This is a genomic window from Pseudomonas sp. G7(2022) (assembly GCF_052660475.1).
On record NZ_CP109659.1, the window covers coordinates 1,746,772 to 1,764,376 of the forward strand.

The 17,605-nt window shown below is 59.9% G+C and carries 19 protein-coding genes; 15 read left to right on the plus strand and 4 right to left on the minus strand.

Annotated elements, in window-relative coordinates:
* Positions 1-4 precede the first annotated feature (4 nt).
* The 15 genes from fliH to flhB all read left to right on the plus strand — a co-directional run bounded on the left by fliH (position 5) and on the right by flhB (position 12,233).
* Entirely contained in the window at positions 5-811 is an 807-nt protein-coding gene (fliH, locus tag NE357_RS07875; protein WP_169429405.1) for a flagellar assembly protein FliH, read from the plus strand.
* Complete coding sequence (gene fliI / locus NE357_RS07880; protein WP_169429406.1) at positions 801-2,159, plus strand: flagellar protein export ATPase FliI; 1,359 nt, start codon at positions 801-803, stop codon at positions 2,157-2,159. Before fliH ends, fliI begins: the two co-directional genes overlap by 11 nt.
* Before the next feature lie 6 nt (positions 2,160-2,165).
* Complete coding sequence (fliJ, locus tag NE357_RS07885) at positions 2,166-2,615, plus strand: flagellar export protein FliJ (RefSeq protein WP_114881898.1); 450 nt, start codon at positions 2,166-2,168, stop codon at positions 2,613-2,615.
* Positions 2,616-2,716: 101 nt separating this feature from the next.
* A complete protein-coding gene (locus NE357_RS07890) occupies positions 2,717-3,022 on the plus strand; it encodes an STAS domain-containing protein (protein WP_065260769.1) in 306 nt (101 codons plus the stop codon).
* Positions 3,023-3,027: 5 nt separating this feature from the next.
* A complete protein-coding gene (locus tag NE357_RS07895; RefSeq protein WP_169429407.1) occupies positions 3,028-4,731 on the plus strand; it encodes an ATP-binding SpoIIE family protein phosphatase in 1,704 nt (567 codons plus the stop codon).
* Between the two features lie 81 nt (positions 4,732-4,812).
* Positions 4,813-5,109 carry an Hpt domain-containing protein gene (locus NE357_RS07900; protein ID WP_243433359.1) on the plus strand — a complete coding sequence of 99 codons (297 nt, stop codon included), beginning with the start codon at positions 4,813-4,815 and terminating at the stop codon, positions 5,107-5,109.
* 105 nt (positions 5,110-5,214) lie between these two features.
* Entirely contained in the window at positions 5,215-6,588 is a 1,374-nt protein-coding gene (locus NE357_RS07905) for a flagellar hook-length control protein FliK (RefSeq protein WP_169429409.1), read from the plus strand.
* A gap of 212 nt (positions 6,589-6,800) precedes the next feature.
* A complete protein-coding gene (gene fliL / locus NE357_RS07910) occupies positions 6,801-7,304 on the plus strand; it encodes a flagellar basal body-associated protein FliL (RefSeq protein WP_065260765.1) in 504 nt (167 codons plus the stop codon).
* Positions 7,305-7,313: 9 nt separating this feature from the next.
* Positions 7,314-8,282 (plus strand): flagellar motor switch protein FliM, encoded by a 969-nt coding sequence (fliM, locus tag NE357_RS07915; protein ID WP_003222890.1) that lies wholly within the window; start codon positions 7,314-7,316, stop codon positions 8,280-8,282.
* A 56-nt stretch (positions 8,283-8,338) separates the two neighbouring features.
* On the plus strand, positions 8,339-8,797 hold the full coding sequence (gene fliN / locus NE357_RS07920) for a flagellar motor switch protein FliN (protein ID WP_423815205.1): 459 nt from the start codon (positions 8,339-8,341) through the stop codon (positions 8,795-8,797).
* A complete protein-coding gene (gene fliO / locus NE357_RS07925; protein WP_225739953.1) occupies positions 8,798-9,277 on the plus strand; it encodes a flagellar biosynthetic protein FliO in 480 nt (159 codons plus the stop codon).
* Positions 9,277-10,035: a flagellar type III secretion system pore protein FliP gene (fliP, locus tag NE357_RS07930; protein ID WP_085710474.1), complete on the plus strand. Its 759-nt coding sequence runs from the start codon at positions 9,277-9,279 to the stop codon at positions 10,033-10,035. The genes fliO and fliP overlap by 1 nt, the downstream gene beginning before the upstream one ends.
* Positions 10,032-10,301, plus strand: coding sequence for a flagellar biosynthesis protein FliQ (gene fliQ / locus NE357_RS07935; RefSeq protein WP_085710476.1), 270 nt, complete (start codon positions 10,032-10,034; stop codon positions 10,299-10,301). The genes fliP and fliQ overlap by 4 nt, the downstream gene beginning before the upstream one ends.
* A gap of 3 nt (positions 10,302-10,304) precedes the next feature.
* Positions 10,305-11,090, plus strand: coding sequence for a flagellar biosynthetic protein FliR (fliR, locus tag NE357_RS07940; protein WP_114881905.1), 786 nt, complete (start codon positions 10,305-10,307; stop codon positions 11,088-11,090).
* A gap of 3 nt (positions 11,091-11,093) precedes the next feature.
* Positions 11,094-12,233: a flagellar biosynthesis protein FlhB gene (gene flhB, locus NE357_RS07945; RefSeq protein WP_169429411.1), complete on the plus strand. Its 1,140-nt coding sequence runs from the start codon at positions 11,094-11,096 to the stop codon at positions 12,231-12,233.
* Positions 12,234-12,434: 201 nt separating this feature from the next.
* Here flhB and NE357_RS07950 read toward each other — a convergent pair whose 3' ends face one another.
* The 4 genes from NE357_RS07950 to NE357_RS07965 all read right to left on the minus strand — a co-directional run bounded on the left by NE357_RS07950 (position 12,435) and on the right by NE357_RS07965 (position 17,086).
* Positions 12,435-12,809: a DUF6124 family protein gene (locus tag NE357_RS07950; RefSeq protein ID WP_169429412.1), complete on the minus strand. Its 375-nt coding sequence runs from the start codon at positions 12,807-12,809 to the stop codon at positions 12,435-12,437.
* Between the two features lie 561 nt (positions 12,810-13,370).
* A complete protein-coding gene (locus tag NE357_RS07955; protein ID WP_169429413.1) occupies positions 13,371-16,319 on the minus strand; it encodes a hypothetical protein in 2,949 nt (982 codons plus the stop codon).
* Between the two features lie 74 nt (positions 16,320-16,393).
* On the minus strand, positions 16,394-16,690 hold the full coding sequence (locus NE357_RS07960) for a hypothetical protein (protein WP_169429414.1): 297 nt from the start codon (positions 16,688-16,690) through the stop codon (positions 16,394-16,396).
* A gap of 21 nt (positions 16,691-16,711) precedes the next feature.
* The gene (locus NE357_RS07965; RefSeq protein WP_169429415.1) at positions 16,712-17,086 is read right to left on the minus strand and encodes a DUF6124 family protein; all 375 of its coding nucleotides are present in this window, start codon (positions 17,084-17,086) and stop codon (positions 16,712-16,714) included.
* Positions 17,087-17,605 lie beyond the last annotated feature (519 nt).

Below are 17,605 nucleotides of genomic sequence, written 5' to 3' on the forward strand. Positions count from 1 at the left end.
CACCATGGTCAAGAACGACGACGATGTGACGGACCTGATCCGTGCCCGGGATGTCCGTGGTTTCGAAACGTGGGCGATCCCGAGCTTCGATCCGCCGGCACCGGAACCGGAGCCGGAACCGGAGCCGGAACCGCCGGAAATGGAAGAAGTGCCGCTGGAGGAAGTCCAGCCACTGACCCTGGAAGAGCTCGAAAGCATCCGTCAGGAGGCTTACAACGAGGGTTTCGCCATCGGCGAAAAAGAAGGCTTTCACAGCGCCACCCTCAAGGTGCGCCAGGAAGCCGAAGTGGTCCTGACGGCCAAGGTCAACAGCCTTGAGCAGTTGATGGCGAACCTGTTCGAGCCCATCGCCGAGCAAGACACGCAGATCGAAAAGTCGCTGGTCGACCTTGTGCAGCACATTGCCCGTCAGGTGATCCAGCGCGAGCTGGCCATCGACTCGACGCAGATCGAACACGTCATGCGCGACGCCCTCAAGCTGTTGCCGCTGGGCGTGGGCAATGTGCGGCTGTACGTCAATCCGCAGGATTTCGAGCAGGTCAAAGCCCTGCGCGAACGCCATGAGGAAACCTGGCGTATCGTCGAGGACGAATCGCTGTTGCCGGGCGGTTGCCGGGTTGAAACCGAACACAGCCGGATCGATGCGAGCATCGAAACCCGTGTCGGCCAGGTCATGGCCAAGCTGTTCGATCAACTGCACGAACAGGCCCTGCACCCGGCCGAACCGGACCTGAGCCTGGATCTGCCGCAAACGCCGAAACCGGCACCGGTCACTGACGAGCCGCTCGCGGACGCCCCTGATGCGCCTTGAACGCACCAGTTTCGCCAAGCGCCTGAGCACCTACGCCGAGGCCACCGAAATTCCAGGCGCGCCGATCCTCGAAGGACGCCTGCTGCGCATGGTCGGCCTGACCCTCGAAGCCGAAGGTCTGCGCGCTGCCATGGGCACCCGTTGCATGGTGATCAACGACGACAGCTACCACCCGTCCCAGGTTGAAGCCGAAGTCATGGGCTTCTCCGGCAGCAAGGTTTTCCTGATGCCTGTTGGCAGTGTTGCCGGTATTGCGCCGGGCGCCCGTGTGGTGCCGCTGGCCGATACCGGTCGCCTGCCGATGGGCATGAGCATGCTCGGTCGCGTGCTGGACGGCGCCGGACGTGCGCTGGACGGCAAGGGCGGCATGAAGGCCGAAGACTGGGTGCCGATGGACGGCCCGACAATCAACCCGCTCAACCGTGATCCAATCAGCGAACCGCTGGACGTCGGCATCCGTTGCATCAATGGTTTGTTGACGGTCGGTCGCGGTCAGCGTCTGGGCCTGTTCGCCGGTACCGGTGTCGGTAAATCGGTGTTGCTGGGCATGATGACCCGCTTCACCGAGGCCGACATCATCGTCGTCGGCCTGATCGGTGAGCGGGGTCGTGAGGTTAAGGAATTCATCGAGCACATCCTCGGTGAAGAAGGCCTCAAGCGTTCCGTGGTAGTGGCATCACCGGCGGACGATGCGCCGCTGATGCGTCTGCGCGCGGCGATGTACTGCACGCGGATTGCCGAGTATTTCCGTGACAAGGGCAAGAATGTCCTGTTGCTGATGGATTCCCTGACCCGTTTCGCCCAGGCCCAGCGGGAAATCGCCCTGGCCATCGGCGAGCCGCCGGCGACCAAGGGCTATCCGCCGTCGGTGTTCGCCAAACTGCCGAAACTGGTGGAACGCGCCGGTAACGCGGAGAAGGGCGGGGGTTCGATCACCGCGTTCTACACCGTGCTGTCCGAGGGTGACGACCAGCAGGACCCGATTGCCGACTCGGCGCGGGGCGTGCTCGACGGCCACATCGTGTTGTCCCGGCGTCTGGCCGAGGAGGGGCATTACCCGGCCATCGACATCGAAGCGTCGATCAGTCGGGTAATGCCGGCCGTGGTGCCGCCTGATCACATGGTCCGGGCGCAATACTTCAAACAGCTGTGGTCCCGTTATCAGCAGAGTCGCGACCTGATCAGTGTCGGTGCCTATGTCGCCGGTGGTGATCGCGAGACTGACCTTGCCATCAATCTGCAGCCGCAACTGGTCAGGTACCTGCGCCAGGGGCTGAACGACAGCATCAGTCTGGGCGAAAGCGAGGCGTACCTCGAAACAATCCTCGCCCCTGCGACCGGCGGGTAACCGGTCATGGCCCTGAGCCGCGCCGCGCGTCTGGCACCGGTGGTGGAAATGGCCGAAAAGGCCGAGAAAACCGCCGTGCAGCGTCTCGGGTATTTCCAGGGGCAGGTGAAAGTGGCCGAAAGCAAACTTGCCGACCTGCATGCCTTTCGTCTGGATTACTCCGAGCAATGGATCGTACGCGGCAGCACCGGCGTGACCGGGCAGTGGCTGCTCGGGTTTCAGGGGTTTCTGACCCAGCTCGACACGGCGGTGGACCAGCAACGGCAGAGCCTGCAATGGCACCAGAACAATCTGGACAAGGCCCGCGAGGCCTGGCAGCAGGCGTTCGCCCGCGTCGAAGGCTTGCGAAAACTTGTACAACGCTATCGAGATGAAGCCCAGCGAGTCGAAGACAAGCGCGAGCAAAAGCTGCTGGACGAACTGTCCCAGCGTCTGCCGCGCCGCGATGCTTATTGACGGGGGGATCTCTGACAGTCTCCGGCGGCTTCCTGCCTTGCCCATGGCCCTTGCAAGTGCTAAACCTTGTACACGTTCGTCAATGACAAGGAAGCCAGTACATGTCAGTCGTTACAGAAGTCTCTCCCGATGGTCAAAAGCTGACGATTTCGATCAAGGGGCGGTTCGATTTCGGTCGCCATCAGGAGTTTCGCGAGTCTTATGAACGACTCGACAGGAAGCCCGACTCCATCGTGGTGGATCTGAAGGACGCCACTTACCTCGACAGCTCGGCTCTGGGCATGTTGCTTCTGCTGCGTGATCACGCCGGAGGCGACGACTCGGATGTGCGCGTGGTCAACAGCAATTCGGATGTGCGCAAGATCCTCGCCATTTCCAATTTCGACAAACTGTTCGACATCAGTTGACGGCCATGCAGCCGCAAGAGCCGCTGACGATCCTCATCGCCGAGGACAGCGCCGCCGACCGGTTGCTGTTGTCGACCATCGTCCGTCGTCAGGGGCATGCCGTGCTCACGGCCGCTAACGGTGCCGAAGCCGTTGAGGTGTTTTCCAGCCAGCAGCCCCATCTGGTGCTGATGGACGCGATGATGCCGGTCATGGATGGTTTCGAGGCCGCGCGGCAAATCAAGGTGCTGGCGGGTGAAAACCTGGTGCCGATCATATTCCTCACGTCGCTGACCGAAAGCGAAGCCCTCGCTAGATGCCTGGAGGCGGGGGGTGACGATTTTCTGGCGAAGCCTTACAACCAGGTGATCCTGTCCGCCAAAATCAAGGCGATGGACCGCTTGCGGCGTCTGCAGGCTACGGTCCTTCAGCAGCGCGACCTGATTGCCCGGCATCACGACTACCTGCTCAACGAGCAACGGGTCGCCAAGGCCGTGTTCGACAAAGTCGCGCACTCCGGTTGCCTGAGTGCGCCGAACATCCGGTACCTGCAATCACCCTATGCGCTATTCAATGGTGATCTGTTGCTGGCGGCCTATACACCTGCCGGCGACATGCATGTGTTGCTGGGTGACTTCACCGGTCACGGTTTGCCTGCGGCGGTGGGGGCCATGCCTCTGGCAGAAGTGTTCTACGGCATGACCGCCAAGGGCTACGGTCTGGCCGAAACCCTGCGTGAAATGAATGCCAAGCTCAAGCGCATCCTGCCGGTGGACATGTTCTGCTGCGCCACGCTGCTCTGTCTGAGTTTTCAACGACGCAGCGTGGAAATCTGGAACGGCGGCATGCCCGACGGTTACCTTCATCGCATCGCCACCGGGGAGCGGGTACCCCTTGCGGCACGGCATCTGCCGCTGGGAGTGCTCAGTCCTCAGGCCTTCGATGATCGCACCGAGGTGTTCTCGATGGCGGTGGGGGATCGCGTTTTTCTGCTGTCCGACGGCGTGATCGATACCTGCGATGCCAATGATCAGTTGTTCGGCGTCGAGCGCTTGCAGCAGGTGTTTGCCGGTAACCGGCAGCCGGATCGCCTGTTCGCCGAAATCGAGCAGGCGTTGCAGGATTTTCGCGGCGAAGCACGGGACGATGTGAGCATGGTCGAGGTCAGCCTGCTGGACATGGTGCAGGTCAATGCGCCGGCTCCGGTGTATTCCGACAGCGGCCAGTCCTGTCCGCTGGACTGGTCGGTGAGTTTTGAATTTCGCGGCGCTACGCTCAAACGCTTCAACCCGTTGCCCTACCTGTTGCAATTGCTGCTGGAGGTGCACGGTCTGCGCACCCAGAGCGGAGCGTTGTACAGTGTACTGGCCGAGCTTTACTCCAATGCGCTGGAGCATGGGGTGTTGGGGCTGGACTCCAGTCTCAAGCGCGATGCCTCGGGTTTTGCGCGTTACTATGAACAGCGCAACAAGCGTCTGGATGCCCTGCAGGACGGCTATGTGCGTGTGCATCTGCAGGTTCGTCCGCAAGGTGAAGGTGGTTGTCTGGTGGTGCGTGTCGAAGACAGCGGCAAGGGTTTTGACGTGGCGCGGGTGATGGAGCGTCCGCTGGACGATGTCCGTCTGTCGGGGCGTGGCGTCAGCCTGATCCGGCAATTGAGCAGAAACCCGAGCTGGTCCGACGATGGTCGCAGTGCTCGCGTGGAGTTTTTCTGGGAGGCTCTGGCATAATCCGCGCATTCTTGATCAAGGAGTGAACAAGTGACTGATGCCTGTGTAGATCGCGACGTGCTGAGCGCGTTGCAAGAAGTCATGGAGGATGGCTATCCGGAATTGCTGGATACGTTCCTGGCAGATTCCGAAGCGCGCCTGTGTGAATTGCAAAAAAACGCCGATGCCGACGCCTTGTCGTCTGTCGCCCACAGTTTCAAAGGCAGTAGCAGCAATATGGGGGCGACCCGCCTGGCCGAGCTTTGCCAGGAGCTGGAACAGCACGCCAAGGACAGGAGCCCCTCCGAAATCATCAAGCTGGTGGCCGAAATCCACGACGAATTCGCGCATGTGCGCCCCGTCTATGAGGCCGAGCGACAGCGCTCACCTGCCCATTGAGTCAGCCGTCCGGCGCTTTTGTCCGATGCCGGACGAAACTGGCCCGGCACTTGCAGTCATCTCGTTCAACTGTACCTTTGATCCCAGTGCAGCGGAGACCGTGCCATGCCTGCAACCCCTAACATTCTTCTTCAGACTGCCGCCCAGGCCAAGGCGCAAGCCGCCTCTGCCAAGTCGTCAGCGGTGGCCGCAGTGCCCGGGGACAAGGCCTCCAGCTTCGCTCAAGTATTTGCCGATCAGGGGCAGAACAAGCCTTGCGCTGCCACCGATAACTCGGTGGCACCCGCACGCGACAAGGACTCGGGCAGCGTGGGCAAGGCGGACGCCGGCAAGGATCAGTCTGCCGCTGCTGCATCGACGGTTGCCGATAGCGGCAAAGCCTTGCCCGCCGACAAAACGTCGTCGACCCCCTCGGACGACGACAAGGTTGCCAGCGACGATGCATCCGACACCCCGGCCACGCCGGTCGCCGACACTGCGCCTGTTGTGGATCCGGCACTGGATCCGGCGCTGATGCAAGTCGTGCAGCCGGTTGTCACGCCGCCGGTCGTGGCGGCACCTGTCGTTGAAACGCCAGCGAAGCCTGAGACCCAGGCGCCGGCGGTGGCTGCGCTGCCGGCGGCTGCCACGGCGACGCCTGTCGCCGACAGTGATTTCGATCCCGAGGCCGATCCGCTCGATGCGCTGCCGGTGCTGCGCATGGCGATGGAGCAGAGTGGTCACATTTCCGCTTCCAGCCAGTCGCAGCCCAAGGCGACGCCTGCGCAAGCCCAGGCTGATGGCGAGCTGACCTCGGCGCAGACGTTTGCCGCCGGCATGGCCAGCATGCTGGATGTGCAGGCTGACAAGGACAGCACCAGCCAAGGGGGCGAAAAATCCTTCGCTGGCCTGATCGACGATGGTCTGAAGGACTTGAAGTCCGCCACCAGCGATACCCGCGTCGATGATTTCGCCAACCGTCTGGCGGCACTGACTCAGGCGGCCACGCCGAAAACCGCCAACGCGGTGCCGGTGAACCAGCCGATCGCCATGCATCAGAATGGCTGGACCGAAGAAGTGGTCAACCGCGTCATGTACCTGTCGAGCAACAACCTGAAGGCTGCCGATATTCAGTTGCAGCCGGCCGAGCTGGGTCGTCTGGATATCCGGGTGAACATGGTGCCGGACCAGCAGACCCAGGTGACATTCATGAGCGCACACCCGAGCGTTCGCGAAGCGCTCGACGGCCAGATGCATCGTCTGCGTGACATGTTCACGCAGCAGGGCATGGGGCAGGTCGATGTCAACGTTGCCGACCAGAACCGTGGCTGGCAGGGGCAAGGCCAGGAACAGGCGCAGCAGGGGCAGGCTGGTCGCACCAGCGCCGCCGGCGGTCGCCTGGATTCGGCCGAAGAAGAGTTGACGCCGGCGGCCGTGGCTGAAGCCGCCGCTCAAACCACCAGCGTGATCGGCAGCAGCGCCGTCGACTACTACGCCTGATTCAGCGCTGAAAAAAACTGTGGGAGCCAGCCTGCTGGCGATGAGGGTCTGATAGTCAACACAGGGTTGACTGCCAGGCCGCTATCGCCAGCAGGCTGGCTCCCACATTGCTTTGCGGTGCGCCCGATTTCTCCCTCCGACACTTCTGGCATAACACTTGCTCTTGCCTTGCCGTGCGACTGTGAAAACCCGATTAGTGACGGATTATTGGCATGGCGAAGAGCGAAGCAGCAGCAGTAAAAGACCCCGCAACCAAAGGCAAACTCAAGATGATCATTGCGATCGTTCTCGGGTTGCTGCTGGCCATCGGCGCGTCTGTAGGGGCGACCTGGTTCTTCATGCACAGCGCCCAGAGCAAACCTGCGGCTGCAGTGGAAACCGCTCCGGTTGGCAAGCAGCCGGCGATTTTCGAGCCGATGGCGCCGGCCTTCGTGGCCAATTACAACCAGAACGGCCGTCAGCGCTACATGCAGGTGAGTATCACCATGCTGGCGCGCAATCAGGCTGATCTGGACGCGCTCAAAGTGCACATGCCGGTGATCCGCAACAACCTGGTGATGCTCTTTTCCGGTCAGGACTTCGCCACACTGGCGACGCCGGTCGGTCAGGAGATGTTGCGCCAGAAGGCCACGGCCAGCGTCCAGGAAGTGGCGCAGAAAGAGCTGGGCAAAGTGGTGATCGAACAGTTGCTTTTCACTAATTTCGTACTGCAGTAGGAACACGACATGGCCGTGCAGGATCTGCTGTCCCAGGATGAAATCGACGCGCTGTTGCATGGCGTCGACGATGGTCTGGTACAGACCGATAACGCTGCCGAACCCGGCAGTGTCAAAAGCTACGACCTGACCAGCCAGGATCGCATCGTCCGTGGACGCATGCCGACTCTGGAGATGATCAACGAGCGTTTTGCCCGCTATACCCGCATCAGCATGTTCAACATGCTGCGCCGCTCGGCGGACGTTGCCGTCGGTGGCGTGCAGGTGATGAAGTTCGGCGAATACGTGCACTCGCTGTACGTGCCGACCAGCCTCAACCTGGTCAAGATCAAACCCCTGCGCGGCACCGCGCTGTTCATCCTCGACGCCAAACTGGTGTTCAAGCTGGTGGACAACTTCTTCGGCGGCGACGGCCGTCACGCCAAGATCGAAGGGCGTGAATTCACCCCGACCGAACTGCGTGTGGTGCGCATGGTGCTGGAACAGGCGTTCGTCGATCTGAAGGAAGCCTGGCAGGCGATCATGGAAGTCAATTTCGAGTACATCAACTCGGAAGTGAACCCGGCCATGGCCAACATCGTCGGCCCGAGCGAAGCGATCGTGGTCTCCACGTTCCACATCGAACTCGATGGCGGTGGCGGCGACCTGCACGTGACCATGCCGTACTCGATGATCGAGCCGGTGCGCGAAATGCTCGACGCCGGTTTCCAGTCGGACCTCGACGACCAGGACGAGCGCTGGGTCAACGCCCTGCGTCAGGACGTGCTCGATGTCGACGTGCCGATTGGCGCCACCGTGGCTCGCCGCCAGTTGAAACTGCGCGACATCCTGCACATGCAGCCGGGTGACGTGATCCCGGTCGAGATGCCGGAAGACATGATCATGCGCGCCAACGGCGTGCCGGCCTTCAAGGTCAAGATGGGCTCGCACAAAGGCAACCTCGCGTTGCAGGTGATCGAGCCGATCGAGCGTCGCTGAGGCGACGCAACACCCCTTACGCCTTTAACTGAATTGTTGCCCGCCGAGGACAAATGATGAACGACGAAATGAACGCCCAGGACGATCAGGCACTGGCCGACGAATGGGCTGCGGCCCTGGAAGAGACCGGTGATGGCAGCCAGGCCGACATCGACGCACTGCTGGCCGCCGACGCTGGCACTTCGAGCTCCAACCGTCTGCCGATGGAAGAGTTCGGCAGCGTGCCGAAGAGCAACGAGCCGGTCAGTCTGGATGGTCCAAACCTGGATGTGATTCTCGACATCCCGGTTTCCATCTCCATGGAAGTGGGCAGCACCGACATCAACATCCGCAACCTGCTGCAACTCAACCAGGGTTCGGTGATCGAGCTTGATCGCCTGGCCGGTGAGCCACTGGATGTGCTGGTCAATGGCACCCTCATCGCTCACGGCGAAGTGGTCGTGGTCAACGAAAAGTTCGGCATCCGCCTGACCGACGTGATCAGCCCAAGCGAACGCATCAAGAAGCTGCGCTGAGTGAAAAAGGTTCTGGGTTCCTTGCTGGCCGCGGTGCTGGCACTGCCATTGACTGTCATGGCTGCAGAGCCTGCGGCCGCGACCGCTGCTGCGGCGTCTCCCGCGGCGCCCGCGATTGCTCCGGCAGTCAGCAGTGGTGTCGCCGGGCAATTGACGCAGTTGGTATTCGGCCTGTTGCTGGTGCTGGGGCTGATCTTCTTCCTCGCCTGGCTGCTGCGCCGGGTGCAGAACGCGGGACCGGCGGGCAAGGGGCAGGTGATCGAGCTGATCGGTTCCCGAGCGCTCGGCCCGCGTGACCGTCTGATGCTGGTGCAGGTCGGCAACGAGCAGATTCTGCTTGGCCTGAGCCCCGGCACCATCACCGCGCTGCATGTGCTCAAGGAGCCGGTGGACGTCCCGGCCACCTCCGAAAAAGCGACTCCGGAATTTGCCCAGCATCTGTTGAAGATCCTCGGCAAGGATCAGAAGGATAAGAAGTAATGGGTGCGTTGCGCATCGTCTTGACCCTGGCCTTGATGTTGGCCGCGCCACTGGCGTTCGCCGCCGATCCGTTGTCGATCCCGGCGGTCACCCTGGGCACCAATGCCAACGGGGCGCAGGAGTATTCGGTCAGCCTGCAGATCCTGCTGATCATGACGGCGCTGAGTTTCATCCCGGCTGCCGTCATTCTGATGACCAGCTTCACCCGGATTATCATTGTCTTCTCGATCCTGCGTCAGGCCCTCGGCCTGCAACAGACGCCGTCGAACCAGATTCTCACCGGCATGGCGCTGTTCCTGACCCTGTTCATCATGGCGCCGGTGTTCGACCGGGTGAACAACGATGCCTTGCAGCCGTACCTGGCGGAGAAACTCACCGCCCAGCAAGCGGTGGAAAAGGCCCAGGTGCCGATCAAGGACTTCATGCTCGCGCAGACCCGTTCCAGCGATCTCGAGCTGTTCATGCGTCTGTCCAAACGCACCGATATCGCGACGCCGGATCAGGCGCCGCTGACCATTCTGGTGCCGGCGTTTGTGACGTCCGAATTGAAAACCGCGTTCCAGATCGGCTTCATGATCTTCATTCCGTTCCTGATCATCGACCTGGTGGTGGCCAGTGTGCTGATGGCGATGGGTATGATGATGCTGTCGCCGCTGATCATTTCCCTGCCGTTCAAAATCATGCTGTTCGTGCTGGTGGATGGCTGGGCGCTGATCATCGGCACCCTGGCCAGTAGCTTCGGAGGTGTTTCGCCATGACGCCGGAAGTTGCGGTCGATATCTTTCGTGAAGCGCTGTGGCTGACCACGATGATGGTCGCGATCCTGGTGGTTCCGAGTCTGCTGGTGGGCCTGCTGGTGTCGATGTTCCAGGCCGCGACGCAGATCAACGAACAGACCCTGAGCTTTCTGCCGCGTCTGCTGGTGATGCTGGTGACCCTGATCGTCGGCGGTCCGTGGATCATCCAGACCTTCATGGAATACATCATCCAGCTGTACAAAAACATTCCGCTGGTCATCGGCTAGGTCATGCAATCGCTGCTTCAGTTGACCGACACCCAGATCAGCACCTGGGTGGCGACGTTCATGCTGCCGCTGTTTCGCATCGGCTCGATGCTGATGGTGATGCCGGTCTTCGGCACCACGCTGGTTCCCAAACGCATCCGCCTGTACCTCGCACTGGCGATCACTGTGGTGATCTCGCCGAACCTGCCGCCGATGCCTGCGGTGAGTCCGCTGGATCTCAGTGGCTTGCTGTTGATCGCCGAGCAGATCCTGGTCGGGGCAGTGCTCGGGTTCTCCTTGCAACTGTTCTTCCAGGCTTTCGTGATCGCGGGGCAGATCGTTGCGATCCAGATGGGCATGGGCTTCGCCTCGATGATCGACCCTACCAACGGCGTGTCGGTGGCGGTGATCGGGCAGTTCTTCACCATGCTGGTGACGTTGCTGTTTCTCGGCATGAACGGTCACCTCGTCGTCTTCGAGGTGCTGACGGAAAGCTTCACCACGCTGCCGGTGGGTGCAGGCCTGATGACCGCGCATTACTGGGAACTGGCCGGCAAGCTCGGCTGGGTGCTGGGCGCGGCATTGATGCTGGTGCTGCCAGCGGTCACTGCGCTGCTGGTGGTCAACATTGCGTTCGGTGTGATGACCCGTGCGGCGCCGCAACTGAACATCTTCTCGATCGGTTTTCCGCTGACCCTCGTGCTCGGTCTGTTCATCGTCTGGGTCGGTCTGGCAGACATTCTCAATCAGTATCAGCCGCTGGCCGTCGAAGCCTTGCAGCTGCTACGCGAACTGGCACAGGCGCGCTGAGTCATGGCAGAGAGCGAGAGCGGTCAGGATAAAACAGAAGACCCCACGGAGAAGCGCAAGAAGGACTCCCGGGAAAAGGGCGAGATTGCGCGCTCCAAGGAGCTCAACACCCTGGCCATCATGCTCGCCGGTTCCGGTGCGCTGCTGGTGTTTGGCGGCATGCTGGCGCAGGACCTGATGGAACTGATGCGCATGAACTTCACGCTGTCGCGAGAAGTGATCATGGATCAGGGGGCCATGGGCAAGTTCCTGATGAGCTCCGGGCTGACAGCGCTGGTGGCGATCCAGCCGATCATGATCACTTTGCTGCTGGCTGCGTTTCTCGGGCCGATCGCGCTCGGCGGCTGGCTGTTCGCCGCGGGCTCTCTGGCACCCAAGTTCAGTCGGATGAACCCCGCTTCGGGGTTCAAGCGCATGTTCTCCATGAAGTCGGTGGTCGAACTGCTCAAGGCATTGGCCAAGTTTCTGATCATTCTGGCCGTGGCGCTGGTGGTGCTGTCCGGGGATGTCGACGACCTGTTGCGCATCGCCCATGAGCCGATGGACCGGGCCATCATCCACAGCCTGCAAGTGGTCGGCTGGAGCACCCTGTGGATGGCGTGCGGGTTGATCATTATCGCGGCAGTCGACGTCCCGGTGCAGATCTGGGAGAGCATCAAGAAGCTCAAGATGACCAAGCAGGAAGTGCGCGACGAGCACAAGGATCAGGAAGGCCGGCCGGAGGTCAAGCAGCGGATCCGTCAGGTGCAGCGCGAGATGTCGCAGCGGCGGATGATGGCGGCGATCCCGGATGCCGATGTGGTCATCACCAACCCGACGCACTACGCCGTGGCCCTCAAGTACGATTCGGAGAAGGGTGGGGCGCCGGTGTTGCTGGCCAAGGGCAGCGACTTCCTGGCGCTGAAGATCCGCGAGATCGCCGTGGCCAACGAAGTCATGCTGCTCGAATCGCCAGCCCTGGCGCGTTCGATCTATTACTCCACCGAGCTGGAAGAAGAGATTCCCGGCGGTCTGTACCTGGCGGTCGCTCAGGTTCTGGCCTACGTCTACCAGATCCGCCAGCACCGCGCAGGCAAGGGCAAGTTCCCGGAACCGCTCAAGGACGACCTGCCGATTCCGCCGGATCTGCGGCGCGATTCCTGATTTTTTGGTGATGAAAAAAACCGCCTTCCGGTTGAACCCGGTGGCGGTTTTTTTACGCCTGATGACCTGTGTTGCTTGTGAGGCCGCCTTCGCGGGCAAGTCGAATCGTCGCACCGCCGCTCCCACAGGGAAATGCATTCCAAATGTGGGAGCGGGCTTGCCCGCGAAGGCGTCAGCCACCACGACGCATTTCTCAAGCCTTTACACAGAGGTCTGCGACGGCGGTAGTTCCAGATTATTCAGCACCCGATTCGCTGCCAGCTCCCCGAGCATGATCAGTTGCCCGATCCCCATCAGCGTCCTGCGCTGCGAGGCGGGCATGAGGTGAGCAAAGTCATTGGCGATGGTTCTGGCTGAAGCGAGGGTTTCGCAGAGTTCGACCAGCAGCTCTTCGTTTTTGAAGTCTGCGGTGACGGCAAACATTCGACGGGTTTTGCGCGGCGGTGCAGTGGAGCCGGGCGGGCAGAGATAGTGATCGAGCGCGCGATCGGCGGCTTCGTGAAGCTTTCTGGAGTCGAGGGATTCGTAGGGCGAGGCGGGGTCGGTTTCGGGCGGATTGGGTGTTGGTTTGATCATGGTGAAGCTCCTGAGGTTATGGAGCCACTTTCGCCTGTCGCTAAACAAGTGAAGGTGGCAGCTGTACGCAGGTTAGCGAACCGGTCTCAGGCACCCCGGCAGACCCAAAGGTCTCCCGCATACAGCCACCATAACGTTATTGCGGACGAAGAGTCCCACAACGAAGCCATGAACGCTGATGCGCTGAGAAAGTTCGAGTCGCTAAACCCGATCGCTGATTCGTCAGCGACCGATCCACAATAGAACCCGCCCCCAAGGCGCACAAGCCAGCGGATTCTGGCGTAGCTGTAGGCAATGGCGCAAGGATTCGTAGCCTGTAAGGCGTGACTGAAAGTGTCTTTTAAACGGCTGAGTTTAAAAGGCACTTTGTGCTGATTTCTCGGGTCTCTTCGCGAGCAAGTCGCATCGTCGCTCCCACATTTGGAATGCATTTCTCTGCGGGAGCGAGCTAGCAGGTTAATAAATACGTCCCTTTTTTGCGAAACGCCCGATGCGATGCATCGGGCACTGGCGGTGAAACAGGTGTAGACCTATTTCAGGACTTGATAAAGTAAAAAGCGCTCAATGGACGATTGAGAAGTTATCTAGGTATGAGTCGCCTCCTCCATCAGTTATGTCTATAAATTTAATTTTTCTGTTTGGTGTTTCTGTTATGTCAACCCATACTTGCTTCTGTTCACCATATGATGGGGTGGACCCGGCTTTAATTAGTTGTAGGTTTTCATCGTAGCATTTGTATGGTGATGGGATTCTAGAGCCGTCGGCAATTCCGAATCTAATGCTTTTTGCTGGTTGTTTTAGTGTGAATCTTAGAGTTGCGCCGGGGCTAATGTATAAAAACTTTTCTGTTATAGGGGGGGCATAAGAACTGCCGTTGGCACCGATAGCTACGCGTGCTGCTACTACCGTAACGGTCATGCTGGGGAAGTCCATGACTGTGCCAACGGGCTTTTCACCCACTATGCCTGTCTCGAAACCCTCTAAGGTCACTAAAGGGTTTTTCAATAAGTTTAAAGTCAAGGTCGGGAAAGCAATGGGTGCCAAATTGTTGGTGGTGCCTGGCAATACTTCAAGAGATACATTGAATTCAGTATCATGTTTCAGAGTTAATAATTGCTCTCTGGTTAGTGTTTCTTTTATTCCGGAACTCACTTCTGTTGCTGTTATCTTGTGGTTGGTTAGTATTGGTAATGTCTGGTCGCTGTTGTTGTTGTCTTTTCCAGAGATTTTTAGTTGCACAATGTTTTCAGTGCTGATACCTGTCCATGGCAGCACGGTAACCTGAGCATTTCCGTCAAAAGAATTCAAATTCAGCACTTTGTCATCCGGTGCTTGTGGAATTTTCGGCGAGGGTAACCGTGCATCTTCATCTGCAATCTTCAACACGTTCAAAGGCAGAATCGGCGATTTGCCGAACTGGGCGTTGTTGCGATTCAAATTCCAGCGCAGTTGGATCGTTTGACCATGCCGCGCGGCAAGAAATGCAGGGCTCAATACGGTGTTCACTCGCTTGTTGCTGTTGAACTCCACCAAAGGAAACTGCGGCGACCCCGCTGGTGGATTGACTTCCACCAGCCGTGCCCGATCGCCGCTCAGTGCTTCAAGGAATTCGATGCGCACCGTAATTCCTTCCGGATAGGCCAAAACATCAATAGGATCTTCTGCCGGTGCTACAAGAAACGGTGGCAGTAGATCCTCCAGCGCTGTCCCGATGCGCAACGTCAATTCATGAGAATGCCCCAGCGTCTCGCCCGCCCGCTGAATGTTGTAATCGGCAACCACCGTACCGTTCAGGTTGGCGGTCACATATTTTTTATCCACGGTAATGCGCACAGGCCGGCCAGCGGTGGCAGGGATCAGATCGACATGACCATTGGTGCTGCCACCGCTGGCGGAGCCGCGCCAACGGTAGTTCACGCGATCTTTGTCGCGGGTGTCGAGGTGCGGCGCCACCAGCACGGCACCGGTCGGTGGCACGTTTTCCGGATCGAGCACGTCGTTGGCACCTGTGCCCTCGACTTCCGGTCGCTTGAACGTCGGCAAGGCCACGCCGACCTGCATCCTGAACGGCAGCGACTCGCGAACGCTCAACAGCCCCGTTTCGCTGTCGGTGACGACGTAATAGACCGTGACGTTCAGGCCGTTGAAGCGCTGGATTTCGGCATTGCTCACGCTGCGCAGGACGGGTTGATTGTCCGCTACGTCGCCGACCGTGCGGGGATCCTCGTAGTAAACCTTGTCACCGCCGGGCTTCTGGGCCGACCAGATCAGGTTGATCAGGTGGCTGCTGTTGCGACCGGGATACCAAGGGATCTGCACGGTCGCCCACTTCGTTTCGGATGGCAACGTTCCGCCCGTTGCCTCGACGACGGTAGGGGCGACTAACTGGCTGATGTCGCCAATCACGGTGACGCTGGCATTTTTTGAGCGGCGGTCGCTTTCATCGCTGCGACGGCGCACATAGCCGACCGAGGCTGCGCCTTTGGCGATGGCTTTGACGGCGGCGTTGGGGATCGTGAAGTCGAGATGAAAGGGCACGAACTCCACTCGCATCGATAACGGCCCGACGATGATTTGCGAGCCTTGCGCGGGGGTGCCGGTCCAGGTCAGGAGCACTTCGTCGTAAACGGCAAAGTCCTTCGTCGGCGTGTACACGCGAACGATGACATCGTCGTCACCCAGTGTGTCGAGGTCCACCCGATCGGTCGGCTGGCCGTTGACCAGCACCTGCGGTGCATCCAGCCGATTGCCCCCCAGGTCCACCAACACGTGATGCGTCGCCGACCACGGCGCGCGTTCGTCCGGGTAGTTACCGCAGCGATCAATGGGCTGATAAGCCACCGCGACACGATCGCCGTCCCCGGCGGCGTCGATGAGGGCGCGGCTGAAAACGACCTCGATCGGGTTTTTGATCGGGTCCTGGGCCTGTTCCGGCGTAACGACATGCACCCGTTGCTGGCTGCCCCAGCGGGCGAGAATGCGGTCGTATCGGGTGAGGTTGCGGTAGGGCACGATACGCATCGTCACCCCCTCGGGCGGCAGGTTTTCATCGACCTCCTTATGAGAGAGGGTGAACTTGAGATCGGAGTGGCCGTCCTCGCCCGGATCGTCATCGTACTCGCCGGGTCGCGAGAGTTTGACCAGTAAAGTCTGGAAGGGCGTCGAGTCCTCCGGGGTCTGGTTCTTGCGTGTAACCCGGTAGAACACGGGTGTGGCATCCCCCTCATGTACTTGGCCCTTGGCAATGCTGAATGCCACATCTTTGTCGAGCTCGTCGGCGTTTAAGAGTTCTTTGCTCCAGATCGCTGCGCTGTCATTGCCCCAGAACACCTCGACCAGATCGCCAATGGACATGATCAACCAGGCGGGGATGATGCCTTGCAGACCGCCTTCCACGGCTCTGATGGGAATGCCTGCGTCATAGTGTTCGGCGGGGTTGAGGGTAACCTGGGACGGAAAATACAGTGACTTCAGGGCCAGGGGGGGAACAGGCAGTTTCTGACCATTCATGCTACGGACTCCGAACGATGTGTGGGCATGGAGTGATTTAGCTCGCAGCGAGAGATTTGCGCACCTGTTAGATCTTACAGGTGGCGACGAGTGGTCATTAATGAAGAACGCACTTGTGCAGGCGCTTCCGCGGGCTGGAACCGCTCAAGGACGACCTGCCGATTCCGCCGGATCTGCGGCGCGATTCCTGATTTTTTGGTGATGAAAAAAACCGCCATCCGGTTGAATCCGGTGGCGGTTTTTTTACGCCTGATGACCTGTGTTGCTTGTGAGGCCGCCTTCGCGGGCAAGTCGAATCGTCGCACCGCCGCTCCCACAGGGAAATGCATTCCAAATGTGGGAGCGGGCTTGCCCGCGAAGGCGTCAGCCACCACGACGCATTTCTCAAGCCTTTACACGGAGGTCTGCGACGGCGGTAGTTCCAGATTATTCAGCACCCGATTCGCTGCCAGTTCCCCAAGCATGATCAATTGCCCGATCCCCATCAGCGTCCTGCGTTGCGAGGCGGGCATGAGGTGGGCGAAGTCATTGGCGATGGTTCTGGCTGAAGCGAGGGTTTCGCAGATCTCGACCAGCAGCTCTTCGTTTTTGAAGTCTGCGGTGACGGCAAACATTCGACGGGTTTTGCGCGGCGGTGCAGTGGCGCCGGGCGGGCAGAGATAGTGATCGAGCGCGCGGTCGGCGGCTTCGTGAAGCTTTCTGGAATCGAGGGGTTCGTAGGGCGAGGCGGGGTTGGTTTCGGGTGGGTTGGGTGTTGGTTTGATCATGGTGAAGCTCCTATAAGAGTGGAGCCGCACGAAACTGTCGCTAAACAGAAAGGTGGCGGCTGTACGCGGGTTAGCGAACCGGTTATAGGCACCCGGCAGACCCGAGGGTCTCCCGCATACAGCCACCATAGCGGAGTTGCAGACATTGAGTCTGCGACAAGGCATGGAGCGCTGGTGCACCTATTTATGATTCGAGTCGCTAAACCCGATCGCTGATTCGTCAGCGACCGATCCACAATAGAACCCGACCCCAAGGCGCACAAGCCGGCGGATTCTGGCGTAGCTGTAGGCAATGGCGCAAGAATTCGTAGCCTCGAAGGCGTGTCTGAAGGTGTCTTTTAAACACGGGAGTTTAAAAGACAATGGGTGCCGTCGGTCTGAAACGTCCCGCGACCTGTTAGTTCTGACAGTAGACGCGTGTTGTTCCCGGGCGCCTTATAAATCCTGAATTCACGCCGTTGCCTATTCGCACTCTGCGAACGCAGTGGTTGATAACTCATTCACTTGAAGTAGGGGATA